Below are 19555 nucleotides of genomic sequence, written 5' to 3' on the forward strand. Positions count from 1 at the left end.
AACAAAGGAGGTCTTTCGACTGGTTTACACCCTTCGGAAGACCTCCTGTTTTTCAATCTGTTAGCTTTGTTACTGCCGCTGGTACACCCTCACATAATCCACTTCAAAATGCCGGGGGAAAGTGGTATTGGCAGGGTCTCCGCCATTCATTCCTCCTATTGCGAAATTCAGCAGCATATAATGTGGTTGTTTAAAGGGATTGATACCTGTTCCGTCCTTGTTGGCCAGTTTTTCCATAGGCACCCTGTTGAGCAGCACATCGTCCACGTACAGTGCTATAGCGGTTTCGTCCCAATCCATCCGCCATACATGGAATTTATCCGCCCAGGTTTTCCCGCCGAGGGAATCCAGTTTGCTGATCTTACTGTACCATTCTGCATGATACCTTTTGGAAGTGCCACAGGCGATATTGGCCAGCAGGCCTCCTTTATAGTATTCCATGATGTCTATCTCACCGTTTGAAGGCCATTCCCCTTTCTCTCCCAGCGTCCACCAGGCAGGCCATAGACCCGCATCGGTGCTGATGCGGCCTCTCATTTCAAAACGGCCGTATTGCCAGCTGTGGAGACCGGGTGTTTTCAGGCAGGCGCCGGTGTATTCAATGTATTGTCTTTTCTTACGCCAATCTTTGCTGCCTTCTTCATAGAGAGGGTTGGGTTTCTTTTCCCTTTTGACGGTGATAACCAGCAGCCCTTTCTTACAACGGGCATTTTCCGGCTGATACCATTGCAGTTCCTCATTGCGGACAAATCCGTTCTCGTAGGTCCAGTTGGCAGGATCCGGCGCGCCGTCTTTATTGAACTCGTCTGCCCATACCAGTTTATATCCTTCGGGGGTGGCAGCCAGCGGCTTGCCTTTCGAAGGACTGCAACCATATAAAGCGCCACAGAGTAATAAAGCCAGGCAACCGTATGCTGTTTTCTCTCTTATCATAGATGTTTTGGATAGTTATAAAGCTTTATGGAAAGGATCTTGAATCCCTGTTCATCCTGTACGTAATTTACAACGAATCCGAAAGTGACCTGTGTAGGCTCGTCCAGCTCAAAAGTTATCTTCGGAGCAGTGAAGGGCGTAGCGTAAATGGCGGTATTTCCTGTTACATTGCTGTAGTCAGGTATAGTATCCATTTTCGGAGCTGCTATGATGTATGCCGGGTCTTTGGTACCCTGCCAGTCCATACTGGAGGCATCAAAGGTATAGGTACCGGCAGGCAGGGTAACGGACTGGTAGATCTTCCCGTTGTAGATACGGGGAGAGCCCCAGCCGGATTCCATGTTCATGGTACCGCCGGCATCGCTGGCAAAACCGCCAAACCCGCCGTGGCTTTTAGCTGCGGTGTTGGCAGTCCAATCGGCCAGGGTACCCCAGCGGCCGCCGGAGCTCATAGCTGCAGCTATGAAGGGCTGTCCGGTATTCTTCAGGTATGAGGATGTGACGTCTACCGCCGGGCCTATTACCAGGGCATCCACATCCACTGTTACAATAGTGGTGGCTGAAGCGGCAGCTACTGTATACTTGCCTGTGCTTTTTATAGATACGGCCAGCACCAGCTTTTTACCGGCGTATTCAGGTTTCTTCAACTCATTAATATCGAGGGAGAGGTCGAAGGTTTCTCCCCGCTGACCGGCAGCTACGTCTACGCTTGATGGCAGGGTGTACATTGAGGCAGGCATGAGCATACTGTTAGCGCCCATAACGCCACCGGTTACCAGGTAGTTCACCGTATCTGTGTTGGTTACGATATTTACGGTAAAGGCGCTGCCCGCCTGCATACCGGAACGGGCAACGCCCAGGATCACATTCACCTTATTTTTTTCCTTGTCAAGGATATAGTTGTAATTGGAAGAGTCCGTACCTGACGGAACGGGGTAATTTGCGTTGATACCGCCTGAAATATTTACTGCCTGTGGCATGTATATATTAGGGATGCCATATTCCTCATCCTGTTTGTTGCAGGATAATATGAAGACTGTACAGAGAAGGATGTACAGGAGGTTGATGGGTAATTTTTTCATATTCTCGCAATTTGAGCTTTTATAGTTTGTCCGCCTACGGCGGACAAACAGAAGAAATTTCCTGTTGATCACCAGCCGGGATTCTGTTTCAGTATACCGCCTGATTTGCTGATCTCTGACTGTGGGAATGGGTAGTAGTACATTTTCGTTGCATCAAATACCCTGTTCTCTACGTTGAATACCTCATACGTAAAGCTGCCGGTACCTGTTTTTGTAACCCTTACTCCTTTCAGTGGCGTATTTAATGCTGTGGCGGCATCTTTCCAGCGCAGGAGGTCCCAGTAGCGGTAATCTTCAAAAGCCAGTTCTATTCTGCGTTCATGTTTAACGGCGGCTCTGAAGTCTTCCTGACCTGCAGCAGTTACCGCCGGCATAGCTACGCCGGTACGGGCCCTTACCATATTGATGGCAGCGCGGGCGGTCATACCATAGCCGTTATCGTTATCAGGGCCATATGCTTCATTCATGGCTTCTGCATATTCCAGCAGCACTTCTGCATACCTGATCATCACCCAGTGATGTACTACTGTCTGGTTCTGTACCAGGTTCAGGTTACTGTTCAGGAATTTTTTGAGATAGTAACCGGTCCTGCTGCTGTTGAGATTGGCCATATCGTCTGTACCTCCGGCAGATTCGTCGATGGTACGGCCATTCCAGGTGCTGTTGTTTGTAACGATGGAATAAGCCAGTCGCGGGTCCCTGTTGGCATATGGGTTCTGCGGATCCGGAGTGCCGGTATATTCATAGGCCTCCACCAGGTTCTGTGAAGGCGTTACGCCGCTTTGTCCGCCGGAAGTACCTATCGGGTAATTAAAAACCTCCGGTGCATTTGAGGCCTGGGCCCTGATGGCGTAGATGGTCTCGTTGCTGGTCACCGAATTATTCTGAAGGAAGTAGTTAACGTAATCTGTAGCCAAGCTGTAATTGCCTGCGCCTTTTGCAAATACGACCAGGTTATTTACTGCTTCTGCCGCCTTCTGCCAGCGGGTAACGTCGGCCGTTGGGTTATGCAGCGGGCTGGCTGCAAATACGAGGGCCCTGGCTTTTAAGGCGAGTGCTACGCCTTTGGTAAAACGGCCGTCGTAGTTGGCAAAAGAAGAGGTTTTCCAGTTAGCCTGCAGGCTGTCAGCATACAGATCTACTTCTTTCACAATAAAACTGATGATGCTGTCATACGGTGAGGCGGGGATATCGGTATTATCTGATGTTGACAACACTTTTGTAACCAGCGGTACGCCGCCGTAACGCTTTGACAGCTCAAAATAATACCAGGCCCGGAGAATATGTGCTTCTCCCCTGAACCAGGCTATATTCTGCACATCATTCTTAAAGCTCACCTTTCCGGCAGCAGAGATAGTATCCCTGTTGGCGCCGAGGATGGTCTTGTAATTCACCGAATGTTCGATGAACTTACTGGCTGCCCTGATGCCTTCATAGTAAAGGCTGTAAAAGTTATCCGGGTTGCTGGAGGCATTCCAGCTACCCTGGTTGAACAGTATTGCTGATGACAAAGGAGAAGTCTGTTCTGCTTCATCTGTAGCCGCAGCAAACAGGTTCATATCAAGCGTATAAAACCCGTTCCTGAGATGTGCATAAGGTGCATTAGCCAGTGAGAATAATGTGTTGTAATTGGAATTGATTGTACTGTCAGTCTGTGACGTATCGATCTTTGTGTTGAGGAAGTCCTTTGAACAGGCTCCTGCCAGCACGGATATAATGATAATGATGATACCGGATCTTAAATTCATAACTGGTATTTTATTGATCAGAAAGCCAGTGTCATGCCACCGGTGTATGTTTTCAGTCCCGGATAACCAGCAGGTGTTTCAGGGTCTATGTTATAATCTCTCAGGAGGCTGCTCCATGTAACCGGGTTGGTTGCGTTCAGGAAGATCCTTAAAGCTGTCAGGTGCATACGTTTTAATGTAGCTGGCGGCAATGAATATCCCAACTCGATATTCCTTATTCTCAGGAAGTTGTTCTTCTTTAACCAGAAGCTGGAATTGCGGAAGTTGTTGATGTTGGCCTGTGTTGTAAGCCTGGGATATGTAGCTGTTTTCCGGGTATCTATTCCCTGGTCAGGATAGTAAGCCCATGCACCGTTTGCGATAGCATATGCGTTGCTGTTGTTTGTGAAAGCCATTACCTGCTGGGTAGCGGAGCCCAGGTTATAGTCGCCTCCTGCTGCCCCCTGGAAGAACACCTGGCAGTCAAAGCCCTGGTAGTTGATACCGGCGTTGAAGGAGTAGTAAAGTGATGGTAAAGCTGGATTACCGATCTTAGTTACATCGTTCTGATCGATGAACCCGCTGTTATCGAGGTCACGGTATTTCAGATCGCCTGGTTGTACTGCACCGAAGGTTGGTACGGGCTGTCCGGCTACCAGAGAACCGTCGGGGTTGAAGTCTTCCAGCTGATAGAAGCCGTCTGCTACCAGGCCTATCGGCGTTCCTATAGCATGACCGGTTGTTTTGCTGAAGGCATTTACAGGAGCAATTTCACCCCACTCGTTCACTTTATTCTTTACATACGTGGCCATACCGCCTATGGTGTAGCCTATTTTCCCGGCCTGGCCATTATAGTTTACAGCCAGTTCTGCTCCTTTATTGGTTACTTTACCCATGTTGCGGAACATAAAATCTGAGCCCAGTGTAGCCATATAGGAACGGCTGTCGTAGGTAACGATGTTGCTGCGTTTGTCTATAAACACTTCTGCTGTTACGCTGAGGTTATGGAAAAGTACGGCGTCTGCTCCCACGTTATATTTCATGCTCTGTTCAGCGAAGATGTCAGGGTTGGCTACGTAGGCGGGCGCTATGCCAGGATTGCTGGTAAGGCCGTTGTTGCCGGTGTAGAATGTACCGTTGGTGCTATAGTACTGCTGATAGAGATATCTGCCGTAGTTAGAGTTTTCATTACCTGTTTTTCCTACGGATGCACGCAGCTTCAGGTAGCTGGCCACTCCATTATCTTTAAGGAAGTTTTCATTTGAGATGATCCATCCGGCGGAAACAGCAGGATAAAATCCGTGGCGGTTGTTTGGTGCATAGTTATCGGAACCGCTGTAGCTGAATCCGAATTCTGCTATGTAGCGGTCGTCATACGCGTAATGCAGTCTGCCGCTGGTATTGGTATAGTGGTGGAAGATATTATTACCTGTATTCTCACCTATACCGTTGAATACGCCGTTCCAGTCTTCCACGAAGTTGCTGGCAAAGTAGTTCACAGCAGCGGAGAACGCGTGTTTACCAAAAGTACGGTCATACCCGATTGTGAGATCTGCCTGTTTCCAGTCGTTCTGGTTGGAGGGCGAGCTGCCATTAGCTACCAGGTCTGTCGTTACATCTGTAGTAGTTCTGACACCGTTGTAGAACCTGGCAAAAGTGGCTGTTTTGCTGGAGGTGTTCCGTGTCCATGTGTTGAAAGAAACTGCTTCATTCAGGTAGAGGCCTGGTGTGATGAAGTCCAGTTTTTCTTTCAGGTTGAAATTGGCCTGGAGGGTCCTGTCGTGCGTTGACATCCAGCCCAGGGCTTTCAGCATGGCAACGGGGTTGTTAGGGTAAACAGTGGTACCTGACCAGTTGCCTGTTTTATCTTTAACGGGATAGATGTTGGATGGATAGGAAGCCAGAATGTTCCATAAGGCAGACCCGTTAATATTGGGATATCTCCTGTCTTCAATCCTTCCGCCCAGGTCTACCTTTGCTTCGAAGACCTTAAAGAAGCTGAAGTCCAGGTTAGCACGCAGGTTGAAACGCTGTATCTGAGCGTTGGAAGCAGATGCGTTGGAGGCAACGTCATACAATCCCCTGTTCTTCATGTAGTCCAGTACCAGCATGTACCTGGTAGCGGTATCGCCGCCGTTAAAGATAACATTGGCGTCTGTATATGGTGTGCTTCCTTTCAGCGCTTCATCGTACCAGTCAACGTCTGTATCAGTACCGTTCTTGTATGCCTGCAGCTGATCATTTGAATATTTGGGCGACCATACATAGCTGTTGCCATTGCGGGAATAGGCGTCATTGCTGATAGCCTGGTTGTACAGGCGGGCATAGTCATAAGACCTTAACGGCTTGTTGATGTGTGTAGCCTGTTGTATGCCCTGCCTTACCTGGAACTGTACGGAGGGTTTGCTTACAGGGCCTCTTTTTGTCACTACCCAGAGTACGCCATTGGCGCCTCTCATGCCGAAGGTGGCCAGTGCAGCGGCATCTTTGAGGATGCTCACAGAGGCTATTTCTGAGGGCGACAGGTACTGGAAATAAGACTGTGTTACCTGGAAGCCGTCTACGTAGATGGTGAGGTCTGTATTATCGTAAGTGCCCATGCCTCTCATGTACATATTTGCCACGTCATAGCCAGGCTCGCCGGAGCCTTGTTCTACGATCAGGCCTGGCAGCTTTCCATATAGTGTATTGGTGATGTTGGCTGAAGGGGTGCTATAAAGCCTGCTGCCTGTTACGGTAGATACTGCCGCCGTAGAGGATGCCGCTTTCACCTGCAGCAATGCACCGGGTTCATACACGCTTGTATTGCCTGTATCAGCACGGTGTTGTGCGGTGGCGCTGTTAAAGAATAAACATAGCAGCGCCGGTATTTTTAAGGTGAGAATTCTGAAATTCATGTTACAGTTTTTTTAATAACCCGGATTCTGGATAAGGGTGCCTTTGTTGATCTCTGTTTGCGGGAAGGGGTTCAGATACTGGCGGGGCGCCCAGAAGCCCTGGTATAATGTCGCCTCTTCATAATCTGTATTGCCGCTCAGTTTTCCGCCTGCCTTGCTGTTGAAGTGCAGGGCGCGGATAGGTCCGCCAATCAGGCCGTTACCAATGTCACTCCGTTTCCAGTGTTTGATATCGTGCAGCCAGTAGTTCTCATCGAAGAACTCGACCGCCCATTCCCGCTGAATGATGCTTCTCAGTTTGTCCTTATCTGTTTCTGTTATAGCGGGAAGGCCGGCCCTTAAGTGGATCACGTTGAGGCGCTGCAGCGCTTCTGTGGTTTGTCCCACTTCGTTATATGCTTCGGCGGCGCTCAGGTAAGCAGCTGCCAGGCGGAAGATGGGGAATTCGAACCAGGAGCGGGTACCTGCTTTATAATAGAATTTCACCGGGAAGGCACAGTAGTTGGCCTGCCACTGGAAGAGTTTCTGTGTGCTCCAGTTGTTATCATTCGGGTTGTTCCAGGCATTTATTTCCCAGGCCTGGAAACAGGCTTTGAAGCGTGGCTCCATTGCCTGCATGCGGGTCAGGTAATCTGAAAACGCGGTGGATGTGGAAGGCCATGCCTGGTCTGTGCCATCTGCTTTATAATAGAAGCGCAGGTAGTTGCTGGTAAGGCCATTACCATATGCCTGCCAGTTGTGCATGTTATAGAAGGTGTTCATACCGCCTGCCTGGTGTTTATAGGCCAGCAGCACTTCCGGGTTTGAAGGTGTGGAAGTGGCGGTTCCATAGTCGTCCAGCGGGTTGCCGGTATTGATGATCACTGCTCCGCTGTTGGTCTCTGCTTCGCGGATCACGTCTTCTGCCGCTGTGGCTGCGCGTTGCCAGAGGCTGGCATCGGTGCTTCCCAGGCAGATCAGGTTATTATTGGCGCCAAAGTCCAGGTAAGGAGTGCCGGTATTGAACAGGGGCCTGGCCGCATACAGCAGCGCTTTGGCTTTAATGGCCTGGGCAGCGGCTTTTGTCATCCGGCCTGTCCAGGTAGCCGGCCATTGTGAAGGCAACACCGGTATAGCTGCATCGCACCAGGCTATGATAGAGTCCAGCACTTCTTTGAGCGGTGCGCGGGGAATGCTAAGATCGTCGGTGACATTCAGGCTTTTGCTGAGAATGGGAACGCCGCCGTACATGATGAACATCTGTTCATACCTGTAGGCCACCAGTGCCTGCATTTCTGCCTTTACCACGGCTTTATCGGCCGCTGACATATCAGTCACCTTATCTATATTTTCCTTCACCAGGTATGCCTGCCTGATGGCGGTAAAGTTGTAGCCAAAGCCGTCCATATCCTCAATGTTGCCGCTGGCGGTAAGGCCGGTAGAAGTGGCAATGCCATAGCCCCAGGTCCAGGAAAAGCCGTAGGTCAGCGCCCCGGAAATATTGTCCTGTATGAGCGAGTTCCAGTTGCCCTGGTAAGGCAGGCCCTGGTTCAATGCTTTCTGGTAGGCATTGGCTATAGCGTTCTGGGCTTTTATGGAAGTAGAGAATACAGAATCTGTAGTAGTTGTATTGGATACAGGCATCTGCAGGAAATCATCCTGGCAGGACACCCCTCCCCATATCATTGAAAGTAGCAGTAAAAAGTAAATGTTGTTCTTCATCCGTGCATAATTTTTGGGTGCATGGTTAAAACTGGACGTTCAGGCCCATGTTAAAGGTTTTTGTAAGCGGATAGATATATCCCATGCTGGCTTTTGCTTCGTCAGACATTTCAGGGTCTATACCTTTCATGACCTGGGTATCCCAGGTGAGCAGGTTGTTGCCATTTGCGTAGATCCTGATGCTGTTGATATGCGCTCTTGCAAGCAAACGCCTGTTCTGTACGGAATAACCTATTTCCAGGTTCTTAAGCCTTTTGAAGTCGTTCGGTTTCAGCCAGAAATTGCTAAAAAGGTTGTTGGGACCGGAACCTGCAAAAGAGAACTGCGGATAGGTGATCTTCTCCCCTTTCTCATACTTTTCTGGTGTCCAGTGCCCGTCGTAGTAAGGCTGGAATACAGCGCCTACGTTCTTGGCGAACGGTGTGCTGAGCACATAGCTGGATTGCGGGAAGGAACCCTGTGCAGTACCGATGAAGAGCGCAGAGAAGTCAAATCCTTTAAAGGAGAACCCTACAGAGATGTTATAGGCTATGCGAGGCAGGTTAGAATAGCCAATGGGCACCATGTCCTGGTTGTTGATAATACCATCTCCGTTTATGTCCCTGTACCTGACATCGCCCAGTCTTGCGTTGTTGCCATTGGTATTGTAGGGACGGTTATTCAGCTCTTTCTGTGTATTATAGAATCCGTCAGTTATATAGCCTTTATACTGGCCGATGGAATAACCGGTCTGGTTCATCCATTTATAGGCGTAAGGCGGTTCAGCCATTTCTTCTATTGTATTCTTAGCATAGGAGAAATTGCCTTTCAGGAAGTAAGTTACCTTACCTATTTCATCATTCCAGCCCAGTTCTATTTCGTATCCTTTGTTGCTCACTTTACCTGCGTTGGCCGGAGGTACGTTGCCGGAAGGCACGCCATAGGTAGCGGGTATGGTCCCTAATGTTACAAGTATGTTGTTACGGTTTTCCTTAAACAGGGTACCGGTAACAGCTAAGCGGTCGCTAAGGAATTTCAGGTCTGCCGAGAGGTTGAGCTTTTTGGCTCTTTCCCAGGTAACCATGGGGTTGCCCAATGCTGTTTCTGTAGAGCCGCTGTAGGAAGGATTGGAGCTGGAGCCATTGCTGTTACCAAAGTAGTAACCCGTTCCGGAGCCCCAGGAGTTAGGCAGGTAGAGGTAGCGGCGGTTGCCCATCTGGTCGTTACCTACTTCGCCATAGGAGCCTCTGAGTTTTACCCAGGTTACCCATTTATTTTCCGGGAAGAAGGATTCGCGGGATACTATCCATCCGCCGGAAACGGCAGGGAAATAGCCGAAGCGCCTGCCGGGGGCGAAGTTCTCTGTACCGTTCAGGCCCATGCTGAATTCAAGGAGGTAGCGCTCGTCAAAGTTGTAGGTAGCGCGGCCAACCAAACCCATCAGACCAGATGGCGTGTTGAATGCCATACTGTTGGCGGTATATTTCTGTGCGTTGCCTAATGCCAGCATTGTTACGTTATGCTTGCCAAAACTCCGCTGGTAGTCGATAGACGCTTCGAGGTATACTTTACGCCAGGAGCCGTTGCCCCAGTTGTCTGATGTGGATGAAGGGCTTAGCTGTCCGCCTACCATTATAATATTGTTCGGATCAGCGGGATCTCTCATGGCGCTGTACAGCGGTATACTGTTCTGGCGGTAGAAGCCTTTCGTATAGCTATCGTCGTAAGCAACTTTACCGCTTACTGTCAATCCCTGGGTGAGGTAATCCATCTGGTGACGGAGGTTCACTGTGCTGGTGAGGGTGGTTACGTACTGGGTAACAACACTGGATGCCAGCAGGGATGTGAGCGGCGCTACTCCGCTGCCGCCTTTGGATACAAGCGGATTGATACCATCGCCGGAAGTGCCAATGAAGCCATTCACCAGTTTACCGTTCACTATACCGGGGCCGATAAACGGAGCGCCTTCCAGGATGTTCTGGATGAGCAGCTGGTACCTGTCGCCCAGGTTGGAAGGGGAATACCCTCCTGTCGGGAAGCGGGATACAGATGATTGTCCTGCCAGGTTCACGCTGATCTGGAAGTTGCGGAATACGTCTATATCGAAATTGGAGCGGAAGTTATAGCGGCGGTAGTCTGAGTTGGTATTGGAGCCCCCGTAGCTGGTATTGGCCAGGATACCTTCCTGGTGGAAATGCCCCAGGGATGTAAAGTATTTTACTTTATCGGAGCCACCGGAAACGTTCAGGTTATATTGCTGCTGCTTGCCTGTGCCGCCGAACATTTCCTTGTAATAGTTGTGTGAGGTATAGTATAGCGCAGGGCTGTTCAGCAATGACTGTTTCTCTGATTCAGACAGGCTCATTGCATTTACTTCCTCCGGAGTATAATCCCTGTTGTTCTTAAATTTCCAGATCTCATCATCTGTGAACAGGAGGTTATCGAAGCTGTTATTGCCTACTGTCTGTGCGTTCCTTACGCCTTCATTCCTGAACAGTGCGTATTCATAGGAGCCCAGGATAGGCAGAACGGAAGTGGCTTTGGTGTAACCGCTGTTGGCAGTGAAGCCGAAAACAGGTTTATTCAGCTTTCCTCTTTTTGTAGTTACGATGATAACGCCGTTGGCGCCACGAATACCATATACTGCTGTAGCGGAGGCATCTTTCAGTACGCTGATGTTCTCGATCTCGTTAGCGTCCATGGCGTTCAGTACTACGTAAGGCTGTTCAGCCGGTTGTTGTACACCATCTATTACAATGAGCGGGTCTTTACCGTTCAGCGTTGCTATACCGCGTATTCTTATACGCGTAGCATTCTGTCCGGGCTCTCCGCTGGCCTGTACGCCGCTGATACCGGATGCGCGGCCTATCAGCATATTGGAGATGTTGGAGACGGGTGTGGCTACAAGGTCTCCCCCGCTGACAGTAGATATAGCGCCGGTTACGGTAGGGGCTTTCTGCTTTCCGTAGCCTACTATCACTACTTCTCCCAATGCTTTGTCTTCCGTTTCCAGGTTCATGTTGATCAGTTCACGTCCGATTACGCTGACTTCCCTGCTTTTGTAACCAATGAAAGAGAAGATAAGTGTGCCATCAGGAGGGACTGTCAGTGAGAATTTCCCGTTCTCATCTGTCTTTGCGGCCACTTTGGTGTTGTTCTTCAGGTAAACGCTAACGCCAATCAGCACTTCCGATCCGGAAGTGACGGTACCCTTTACCGTAACAGGCGGGGGTGCCTGGGCGTAGATGCTCCCGACAGGGAGAAAGATCAACAGAACGACGACTACGCAATTGATCCAATCACGTAAGATGCGGTGTTTCATAAATGGAATTGGCTTTTGTGTTGGTTGAACAAAATGTTTTCACAAATACAGGAGAGAAAAAATCATGGGTATACAGTACTATCCGGGGCAGTACCATCCCCGGCATGTCTTGTAACGTAATCGTTTACGTAATATAGTTATAGAGTTCCCTCACCCGTAACGGTGGCAAATTATTACTAAAATGCAGGTGGGGGTTTACCCTTTTTCGCTAATATTAACCGGATTTTAGCTAATGTCATCTTGACAATTATAAGAGGGGGAATTGGGAAAAAATCGCTTTGGCCTTCGGCCAAAGCGATTTTTTTGCGGGAGGCTTTATTTGGCCTGCGGCCGGCTGAAAGAATTTGTATAACGTGATTTTTTGCAAAGAAATGTTAGCCTGCGGCCCGCTAAGTAATGTAATGATTTGGACAATGCGAATTTCTGTAAAGAGATGTTGGCCGGCCTGCAAACTATTCAGTCGGATCTATCAGAACCATTTCCCCATACGTATCATTATCTGCCCGGTGCCATTCCAGGCGGGTATCATTCAGTAATTTAATACTCAGTGTATAGCTGGTCTGTCCGGTAGGTTTGAGTGTGATCTGATCTTCACCACTACCAAATTCCCAAAGACCGCTTACAATAGCCCCTGTTTCGGTAGTTGCCTGGTAGGAACCATCTGTTTTGAGTGTAAGCCTGCTGCTCATCATATTTACGGCAGGATTGGTTTTACCTGCGCGCCACAGCAGATCTGCTGTTTCTTTCGTATAGTTCTTAATGTAAGTATCGTATTTCCAGGTATTGAAAGTGAGCATCTGTTCCCAGCTTTTCATTCTCTCTGTTTCAGGAAATCTTTTCAGCAGTAAACCATAGGTTTTGTTATTGGTATCTTCCCATTCGAACTGGTTAGTACCCAGTAATTTTACAGTATATACGTAGGAACCTTTATTATGTTTGATACTGATCTTCGTTTCACTATCTGTAAAAGCCCATGTGCCCTTAACAGAATCTACTGAACCGGTTACTTCCCAGTAGGTATGATCTGTATTGAATTTTACTTTGTATGAAAGCAGGTTGAGGGTATTGTAATCACGTCCTTTCTTCCATACCATTTTAGAAGCGGCATCACTGTAAGACTGGTAATATTCATAATATCTCCAGATACTATCTGTCAGTAAACGGGTCATTGAGCTTGTTGTATCTCCACCACCCGGGCCGGTAGGTGTAACATCATCATCGCTGTTGCTGCAGGAAACAATACCGGTACTTAAAACCGCAAACAATGCGATAACACAGGATAGATTAACAGGATAGGGCTTTTTCATTTAACAAATATATTATATATAACTGATACTGTGGATAAATTAGTAAGCTATCAGTTTTTATTCTGCCCGAAGTATCGGAATTTTGCTAAATGATTTTTTCGCACTTACACGTTCACACACAATACTCGCTGCTGGATGGGGCAGCAGACATAAAATCGCTGTACAAGAAAGCGATGGCCAGCAACCAGCCGGCCCTGGCAATCACTGACCACGGTAATATGTTCGGGGTATTCCAGTTTGTGGCAGAGGCATATAATCATAGACTCAACCCGGAGGACCCAAAAGACAAACGACTGAAAGTAAAGCCTATAGTTGGTTGCGAATTTTACGTGGTGGAGAACCGCTTCAAACGCGCCTTCACCCGTGATGAAAAAGACATCCGTAATCACCAGGTGCTGCTGGCAAAAGATGACGAGGGTTACCGCAATCTCATCAAGCTGTGTTCCCTGGGTTATATGGAGGGATTGTACGGTAAATATCCGCGTATTGATAAGGAACTTATCGTTCAATACCATAAAGGGCTTATAGCCACTACCTGCTGCCTGGGCGCTTCTGTGCCCAGAGCCATCCTGAAAAAGGGAGAAGAGGCCGGTGAAGAAGAATTCAAATGGTGGCTGAACATTTTCGGGGAGGACTACTACGTGGAATTACAGCGTCATGGTATCCCTGAGCAGGAGAAAGTGAATGAATCACTGATCAAGTTCGCTACCAAGCATAATGTGAAGATCATTGCTTCCAATGATTCCCATTATGTGGACAGGGAAGATGCCAATGCGCATGATATCCTTCTCTGTATCAATACGGGCGAAAAGAAGAGCACGCCCAGCATGAAGGATTTTTCTGACGATGATGTGGCTGTGAAGAATAAGCGCTTCGCCTTTTATAACGACCAGTTCTATTTCAAGACCACGGAAGAAATGAGCGCTCTGTTCCATGATCTTCCGCAGGCTATAGACAATACCAATGAGATAGTGGACAAGGTGCAGCTGCTGGACCTGAAAAGGGATATCCTGCTGCCTAACTTCCCTATCCCCCCTCCTTTCCTCACACAGGACCAGTACCTGCGCCATCTTACCATGGAGGGCGCCCACGCCAAATACTCGGAGATAACGCCGGAGGTGGAAGAACGCCTGAATTTTGAGCTGCAGGTGATCGAGAACATGGGATTTGCCGGTTACTTCCTGATCGTATCTGACTTTATCAAGGCAGGGCGTGACCTGGGTGTATTCATAGGCCCGGGACGTGGATCGGCAGCTGGTTCTGCCGTAGCTTATGCTATTGGTATCACAAACATTGACCCGATCAAGTATAATCTCCTGTTCGAACGTTTCCTGAACCCGGAACGTAAGAGCATGCCCGATATTGATACGGACTTCGATGATGAGGGCCGTCAGAAGGTGATAGACTACGTTGTTCAGAAATACGGTAAGAACCAGGTGGCCCAGATCATTACCTATGGTACCATGGCCGCCAAAATGAGTATCAAGGACGTGGCCCGCGTAATGGACCTTCCCCTGGCAGAGTCCAATGCACTGGCCAAGATGGTGCCTGATAAACCGGGCATACAGCTGGACCGTATTTTCAATGCCCCTATAGATGAAGGTGAGAAAAGCCTGGCAGAGAAAGAAGGCCTGGGACCGGAAGACCTGGAGAACGTTAAGCGCCTGCGTGAGCTGATCAAGGGACAGGACCTGCAGGGTGAGGTATTGAGGGAAGCATGTGTACTGGAAGGGTCTGTGCGTAACACGGGTATCCATGCGGCGGGTATCATCATTGCTCCGAAGGACCTGTATGACCTGATCCCGGTGTCTACCGCCAAAGATTCCGACCTGCTGGTCACCCAGTTTGAAGGAAGTATTATAGAAAGCGCCGGCGTAATCAAGATGGACTTCCTGGGCCTGAAGACCCTTACCATCATTAAAGGAGCGCTGGAGCTGATAAAACGGAACCATGGCATTGACATCAGCATAGACGACATTCCGCTGGACGATGCTAAAACATATGAGCTTTACCAGAAAGGCGAGACCAATGCAACGTTCCAGTTCGAGTCTCCCGGTATGCAGAAATACCTTCGAGAACTGAAGCCTGACCGTTTCGATGACCTTATTGCCATGAACGCCCTGTACCGTCCGGGCCCGCTGGAGTATATCCCTACCTTTATACGCCGTAAGCATGGGCAGGAGGAGACTGTGTACGATCTGGCAGAAATGGAGGAATACCTGAACGATACCTATGGTATTACGGTATACCAGGAACAGGTAATGTTGCTTAGTCAGAAACTGGCCAACTTCTCCAAAGGTGATGCGGACGTACTCCGTAAGGCGATGGGTAAGAAACAGAAGGCGGTACTGGATAAAATGAAGAAACAGTTCATGGATGGCTGTGCCGCCAATGGCCATGATCTTAAAATATGTGATAAAGTATGGACGGACTGGGAGGCATTTGCATCTTATGCGTTCAACAAATCCCACTCTACCTGTTATGCCTTTGTGGCTTACCAGACAGCTTATCTCAAGGCACACTACCCGGCAGAATATATGGCGGCGGTACTGAACTGCGCCAGCAACATTGAGAAGATCACCTTCTTCATGGAGGAGGCGAAGCGCATGGGCATAGACGTATTACCGCCTGATGTGAACGAGTCTTTCAAGGGTTTTGCGGTGAACAAACAGGGGCAGATCCGTTTTGGCCTGGCTGGTCTGAAAGGTGTGGGTGAAGCTGCGGTAGAAAACATCCTGGAGGAGAGGCAGAAAGAAGGTAGCTACAAGAATATCTTCGAGATGATAAAAAGGGTGAACCAGCGTGCAGTGAACAAGAAATCTCTGGAGGCCCTGGCCATGTCCGGTGCATTTGACTGTTTCCCGGAGCTGCACAGAGCCCAGTACTTCCATAAACCTGAGAATGATACTACCAGTGGCCTGGATAAGATAGTGAGGTTTGGTCAACAGGTATCTGCCGGTGCATCCAACGCTATGAGCAGTCTTTTTGGCGCGGAAGATATGCCTGATGTGGAGCCACCCAAGATCCCGAACTGCGATCCCTGGCCGCTTATCCTGAAGCTCAACAATGAAAGGGAGGTTACCGGTATTTATATATCCGGTCATCCGCTGGATGATTACCGCTTTGAAAGCAGGTATTACAACATGAACACCGTACAGGAACTTGTTGAATACCAGGCAGATCTGACCACTCCGGGTAATGCCCGGTCCGGCAGGGAGCGTAACTTCCGCCTGGCTGTCTATGTAACAGGCGCGCAGGAAAGAATATCCAGGAATAACCGTCAGTTTGGCATTATGACTATAGAGGACTATAGTGGTAAGTTTGAATTTGCGTTGTGGAGTGAGGACTTTATACGTTTTGCCCCTTATCTTAAAACGGGTCTTTGCCTGTTCATTAATGGCGGGTTCAAGGCAAAACGTTTCAATGATGCTGAGTATGAATTTAAGGTGGGCAGTATACAGCTGCTGCAGGAAGTCAAGAAGACCCATACGAAGAAAGTGGGCCTGGTCACTATGCCGAAGTTCATTACCCGGGAGCTGGTTGATTTCCTTGTAGATAATATTTCCAAATATCCTGGTGCGAGCGAGCTGGTATTGCAGCTTATAGACAGGGATGCGGAGATGACGGTGAAAATGCACACGTTCAATAAGCATATAGAGATGAATGATGAGCTGGCGCATTTCCTTTCAAAACAGCCTGATATTGATATATGGATAGAGACGGCCAAATAGATCGGCTTTTATCGATATACCTATAGAAACTATCAATAACTATGCTTTTAAAAATGCTCTAATTTGCATGGTCAAAGAGGCTTTTATAATTAAAAAATACCGGCTGTCAAAAAAGCAGTAATTTGCACCCGGTTTGATTATTGAGAGTATATCTTTGCGGACGCAAATAAATACTGATAAGGAAACAAGCTAAACTATAATTCATAAATTTTAAATATTATGGCATTAGAATTCACAGACTCAAACTTCCAGACAGAAGTGCTGAGTTCAGACAAATTGAGCGTGATAGATTTCTGGGCAGAATGGTGTGGTCCTTGCCGCGCTATAGGTCCGGTAATTGAGGAACTGTCTAAAGATTACGCCGGTAAAGTGAATATCGGTAAAGTAAATGTGGATCATAACCCTCAGCTGTCTGTAACATATGGTATCACCAGCATTCCTGCTATCCTTTTCATTAAAGATGGCCAGGTTGTTGACAAACAGGTGGGTGCTGCTCCAAGGTCTGTCCTGGAGAAAAAGATCCAGTCTAACCTTTAATAAATTAAGGCACTATATAGGAAGCCGGTTTGCTTATGCAGACCGGCTTTGTTTTTATACGAAAATGAATAAGAATGCGTTATTGGGATTGGCTTTACATCTGTGATCAGTAAAAATTAATGACAGAAAACTGCCATTCGCAGATTGATATTGAATCTTATGACTATAGATTGTAACTTTAACTAATAAACCAGAACGTTTGCGCAATTTTACCCTTTTTATCCTGGCCCTCCTCTATGTCTTACCTACCTGGGCACAACGCCAATGTGGAACTGAAGTTGCCATGCAAGAGCTGATAGCTTCCAACCCGGCATTCCAGAAGATCCGTGAAAGGAAGGAGGCTCACCTTCAGGAAATGACCCGGTTAGCCAAACAGAACAAGGCATTATCGAAGACCACCTATTCTACCGTAACCATTCCTGTGGTGGTGCATATTGTGCTTCGCAATCCGGCACAGGTAACAGATGCACAGGTGATGTCACAGATAGCGGCCCTGAATGCAGATTATGCCGCAGCCAATTCAGATCTCAGTAGTTTACCTAACGCCTGGAAAGGTGTTATGGGAAATCCCGCTATACAATTCTGTCTTGCACAACGTACTCCGGACGGCAATCCGACCACCGGTATTGACCGTGTAACGACTACCCGTACATCTTTCAGTATCAGCAGTGCTGCTTCCGCTGTAAAGCATACCACTACCGGGGGTATTGAGGCGTGGGACAGTGAGAACTATCTTAATATCTGGGTATGTACGCTGGCAGACAACTACCTGGGCATAGCCACCTTCCCGGATACTTACAGTGCAGCAGAACAGGGTGTAGTAGTACATTACACCGCTTTTGGCACTTCCGGTACCGCGAGATCGCCTTACAACAAGGGGCGCACCACTGTGCATGAAATAGGACATTACTTCTCCCTGCGTCATATATGGGGCGATGAGAACAACTGTGCTGCCGATGATGGTATTGACGATACTCCCCTGCAGGCAACGGCTACTTATGATTGTCCCAGCTTTCCGCTGAAGGATAAATGTACGGTAGACTCGCCCGGCGTGATGTTCAACAACTACATGGACTATACAGACGATGCCTGTATGCTGCTCTTCACTTCCGACCAGGCAGACCGTATGAGAACGACACTGAACGAAGACAGGGCCAGCCTGCTGAATTCCAGTGGCTGTATTCCGCTTAACCTGCTGAATAATGATGCGCTGATAATGGAAGTGCTTTATCCTGCCGGACAGATCTGCGAAAGCAGCTTCTCTCCTTCCGTGGTGATCAAAAACCAGGGGCTGAACACGCTGACTTCAGCACAGATCAACTATCAATCAGATAATGGGGAAGTAAAGACCTACAGCTGGACCGGCAGCCTGACGGCACTCAGAACTGATACGGTACAACTGACAAGCAGCAGCACTACAGAAGGCGCACATCTGTTGAGAGCATATACCAGTCTGCCGAATGGCGTTACAGATGCAGATGTCACTAACGATACTGCCTGGGCTGCCTTTACGTACTATGCTGACGGCTCCCTGCCCTATGAAGAAGGCTTTGAAGGTAACATCTTCCCTCCAAACGGCTGGGAAATAAAGAATTATGACGGAAGCTATACCTGGGAAGTGACAGAAAGCGCTGCAAAATCGGGCACGAGATCTATCGTAATGCGTAACCTGGTTTACAATGCGAACGACGCTATAGATGATATACTGACACCTACTTTTGACCCTACCGGTAAAGATTCCGTATTCCTGTTCTTTGATGTTGCCGCAGCAGCTTATTCCAGCCTGGATGGCAACAACACTATATGGGACAGCCTGCAGGTATTTACAACGTCTGACTGTGGTGTTACGCTGGACAGCCTCTACAAGAAAGGCGGAGCTGACCTGCTGACCCGTAAAACCGCTGTGCTGACGGAATATGTGCCGACAGCAACAGAATGGAGAAGGGATTCCGTTAACCTGACACCTATTATCAAAAAAGGCCGGTTCAGGGTGGTATTCAGGAACATCAGCAATGCAGAGAACAACATCTACCTGGATAATATCAATCTCGTTACCCGTTCTACCCTGCCTTACCTGAAGGAAAAAGGGTTGGTAATAGGGCCTGTTCCGGTAACCAGCCAGCTGTTCATCACCTTCCTGGAGCCACCGGCCAATTTGCAGTATATAGCTATATATAATACACTGGGGCAGATGGTGACCAAACAACGTGGCTCGTCTATCAACAGCAGTAACCGTTTTATCTTTGATTTGGTAAATGAACCAAATGGTATTTATTTTGTAAAGCTGATTTACAGCAACAAGGTCAAGACTATTAAGATAACTAAAGTGAATTAAGCGA

General features: G+C 48.3%; 10 protein-coding genes. 3 read left to right on the forward strand and 7 right to left on the reverse strand.

The features are described from left to right. Positions 1-69: 69 nt before the first annotated feature. The 7 genes from GO493_RS11265 to GO493_RS11295 form a co-directional block, all read right to left on the reverse strand. Positions 70-933: a glycoside hydrolase family 16 protein gene (locus tag GO493_RS11265; RefSeq protein ID WP_157306262.1), complete on the reverse strand. Its 864-nt coding sequence runs from the start codon at positions 931-933 to the stop codon at positions 70-72. Continuing rightward, complete coding sequence (locus tag GO493_RS11270; RefSeq protein ID WP_157306263.1) at positions 930-2015, reverse strand: DUF5013 domain-containing protein; 1086 nt, start codon at positions 2013-2015, stop codon at positions 930-932. The genes GO493_RS11265 and GO493_RS11270 overlap by 4 nt, the downstream gene beginning before the upstream one ends. A 68-nt stretch (positions 2016-2083) precedes the next feature. Next, entirely contained in the window at positions 2084-3763 is a 1680-nt protein-coding gene (locus GO493_RS11275) for a RagB/SusD family nutrient uptake outer membrane protein (RefSeq protein WP_157306264.1), read from the reverse strand. Positions 3764-3780: 17 nt separating this feature from the next. Then, the gene (locus GO493_RS11280) at positions 3781-6639 is read right to left on the reverse strand and encodes a SusC/RagA family TonB-linked outer membrane protein (RefSeq protein WP_157306265.1); all 2859 of its coding nucleotides are present in this window, start codon (positions 6637-6639) and stop codon (positions 3781-3783) included. A 12-nt stretch (positions 6640-6651) separates the two neighbouring features. Continuing rightward, positions 6652-8340 (reverse strand): RagB/SusD family nutrient uptake outer membrane protein, encoded by a 1689-nt coding sequence (locus GO493_RS11285; RefSeq protein ID WP_157306266.1) that lies wholly within the window; start codon positions 8338-8340, stop codon positions 6652-6654. Between the two features lie 25 nt (positions 8341-8365). Beyond that, the gene (locus tag GO493_RS11290; RefSeq protein WP_157306267.1) at positions 8366-11641 is read right to left on the reverse strand and encodes a SusC/RagA family TonB-linked outer membrane protein; all 3276 of its coding nucleotides are present in this window, start codon (positions 11639-11641) and stop codon (positions 8366-8368) included. Between the two features lie 452 nt (positions 11642-12093). Then, positions 12094-12948, reverse strand: coding sequence for a hypothetical protein (locus GO493_RS11295; RefSeq protein ID WP_157306268.1), 855 nt, complete (start codon positions 12946-12948; stop codon positions 12094-12096). A gap of 89 nt (positions 12949-13037) precedes the next feature. Between GO493_RS11295 and dnaE the strand changes: the two genes are divergently transcribed. From dnaE to GO493_RS11310, 3 genes are all read left to right on the forward strand, one after another. Beyond that, entirely contained in the window at positions 13038-16679 is a 3642-nt protein-coding gene (gene dnaE / locus GO493_RS11300) for a DNA polymerase III subunit alpha (protein ID WP_157306269.1), read from the forward strand. A 219-nt stretch (positions 16680-16898) separates the two neighbouring features. Next, complete coding sequence (trxA, locus tag GO493_RS11305) at positions 16899-17216, forward strand: thioredoxin (protein WP_157306270.1); 318 nt, start codon at positions 16899-16901, stop codon at positions 17214-17216. A gap of 199 nt (positions 17217-17415) precedes the next feature. Beyond that, positions 17416-19551 carry a M43 family zinc metalloprotease gene (locus GO493_RS11310; RefSeq protein WP_157306271.1) on the forward strand — a complete coding sequence of 712 codons (2136 nt, stop codon included), beginning with the start codon at positions 17416-17418 and terminating at the stop codon, positions 19549-19551. Positions 19552-19555: the final 4 nt, after the last annotated feature.

Origin of the sequence: Chitinophaga tropicalis (assembly GCF_009758205.1) — a bacterium.
Classification (GTDB): domain Bacteria; phylum Bacteroidota; class Bacteroidia; order Chitinophagales; family Chitinophagaceae; genus Chitinophaga; species Chitinophaga tropicalis.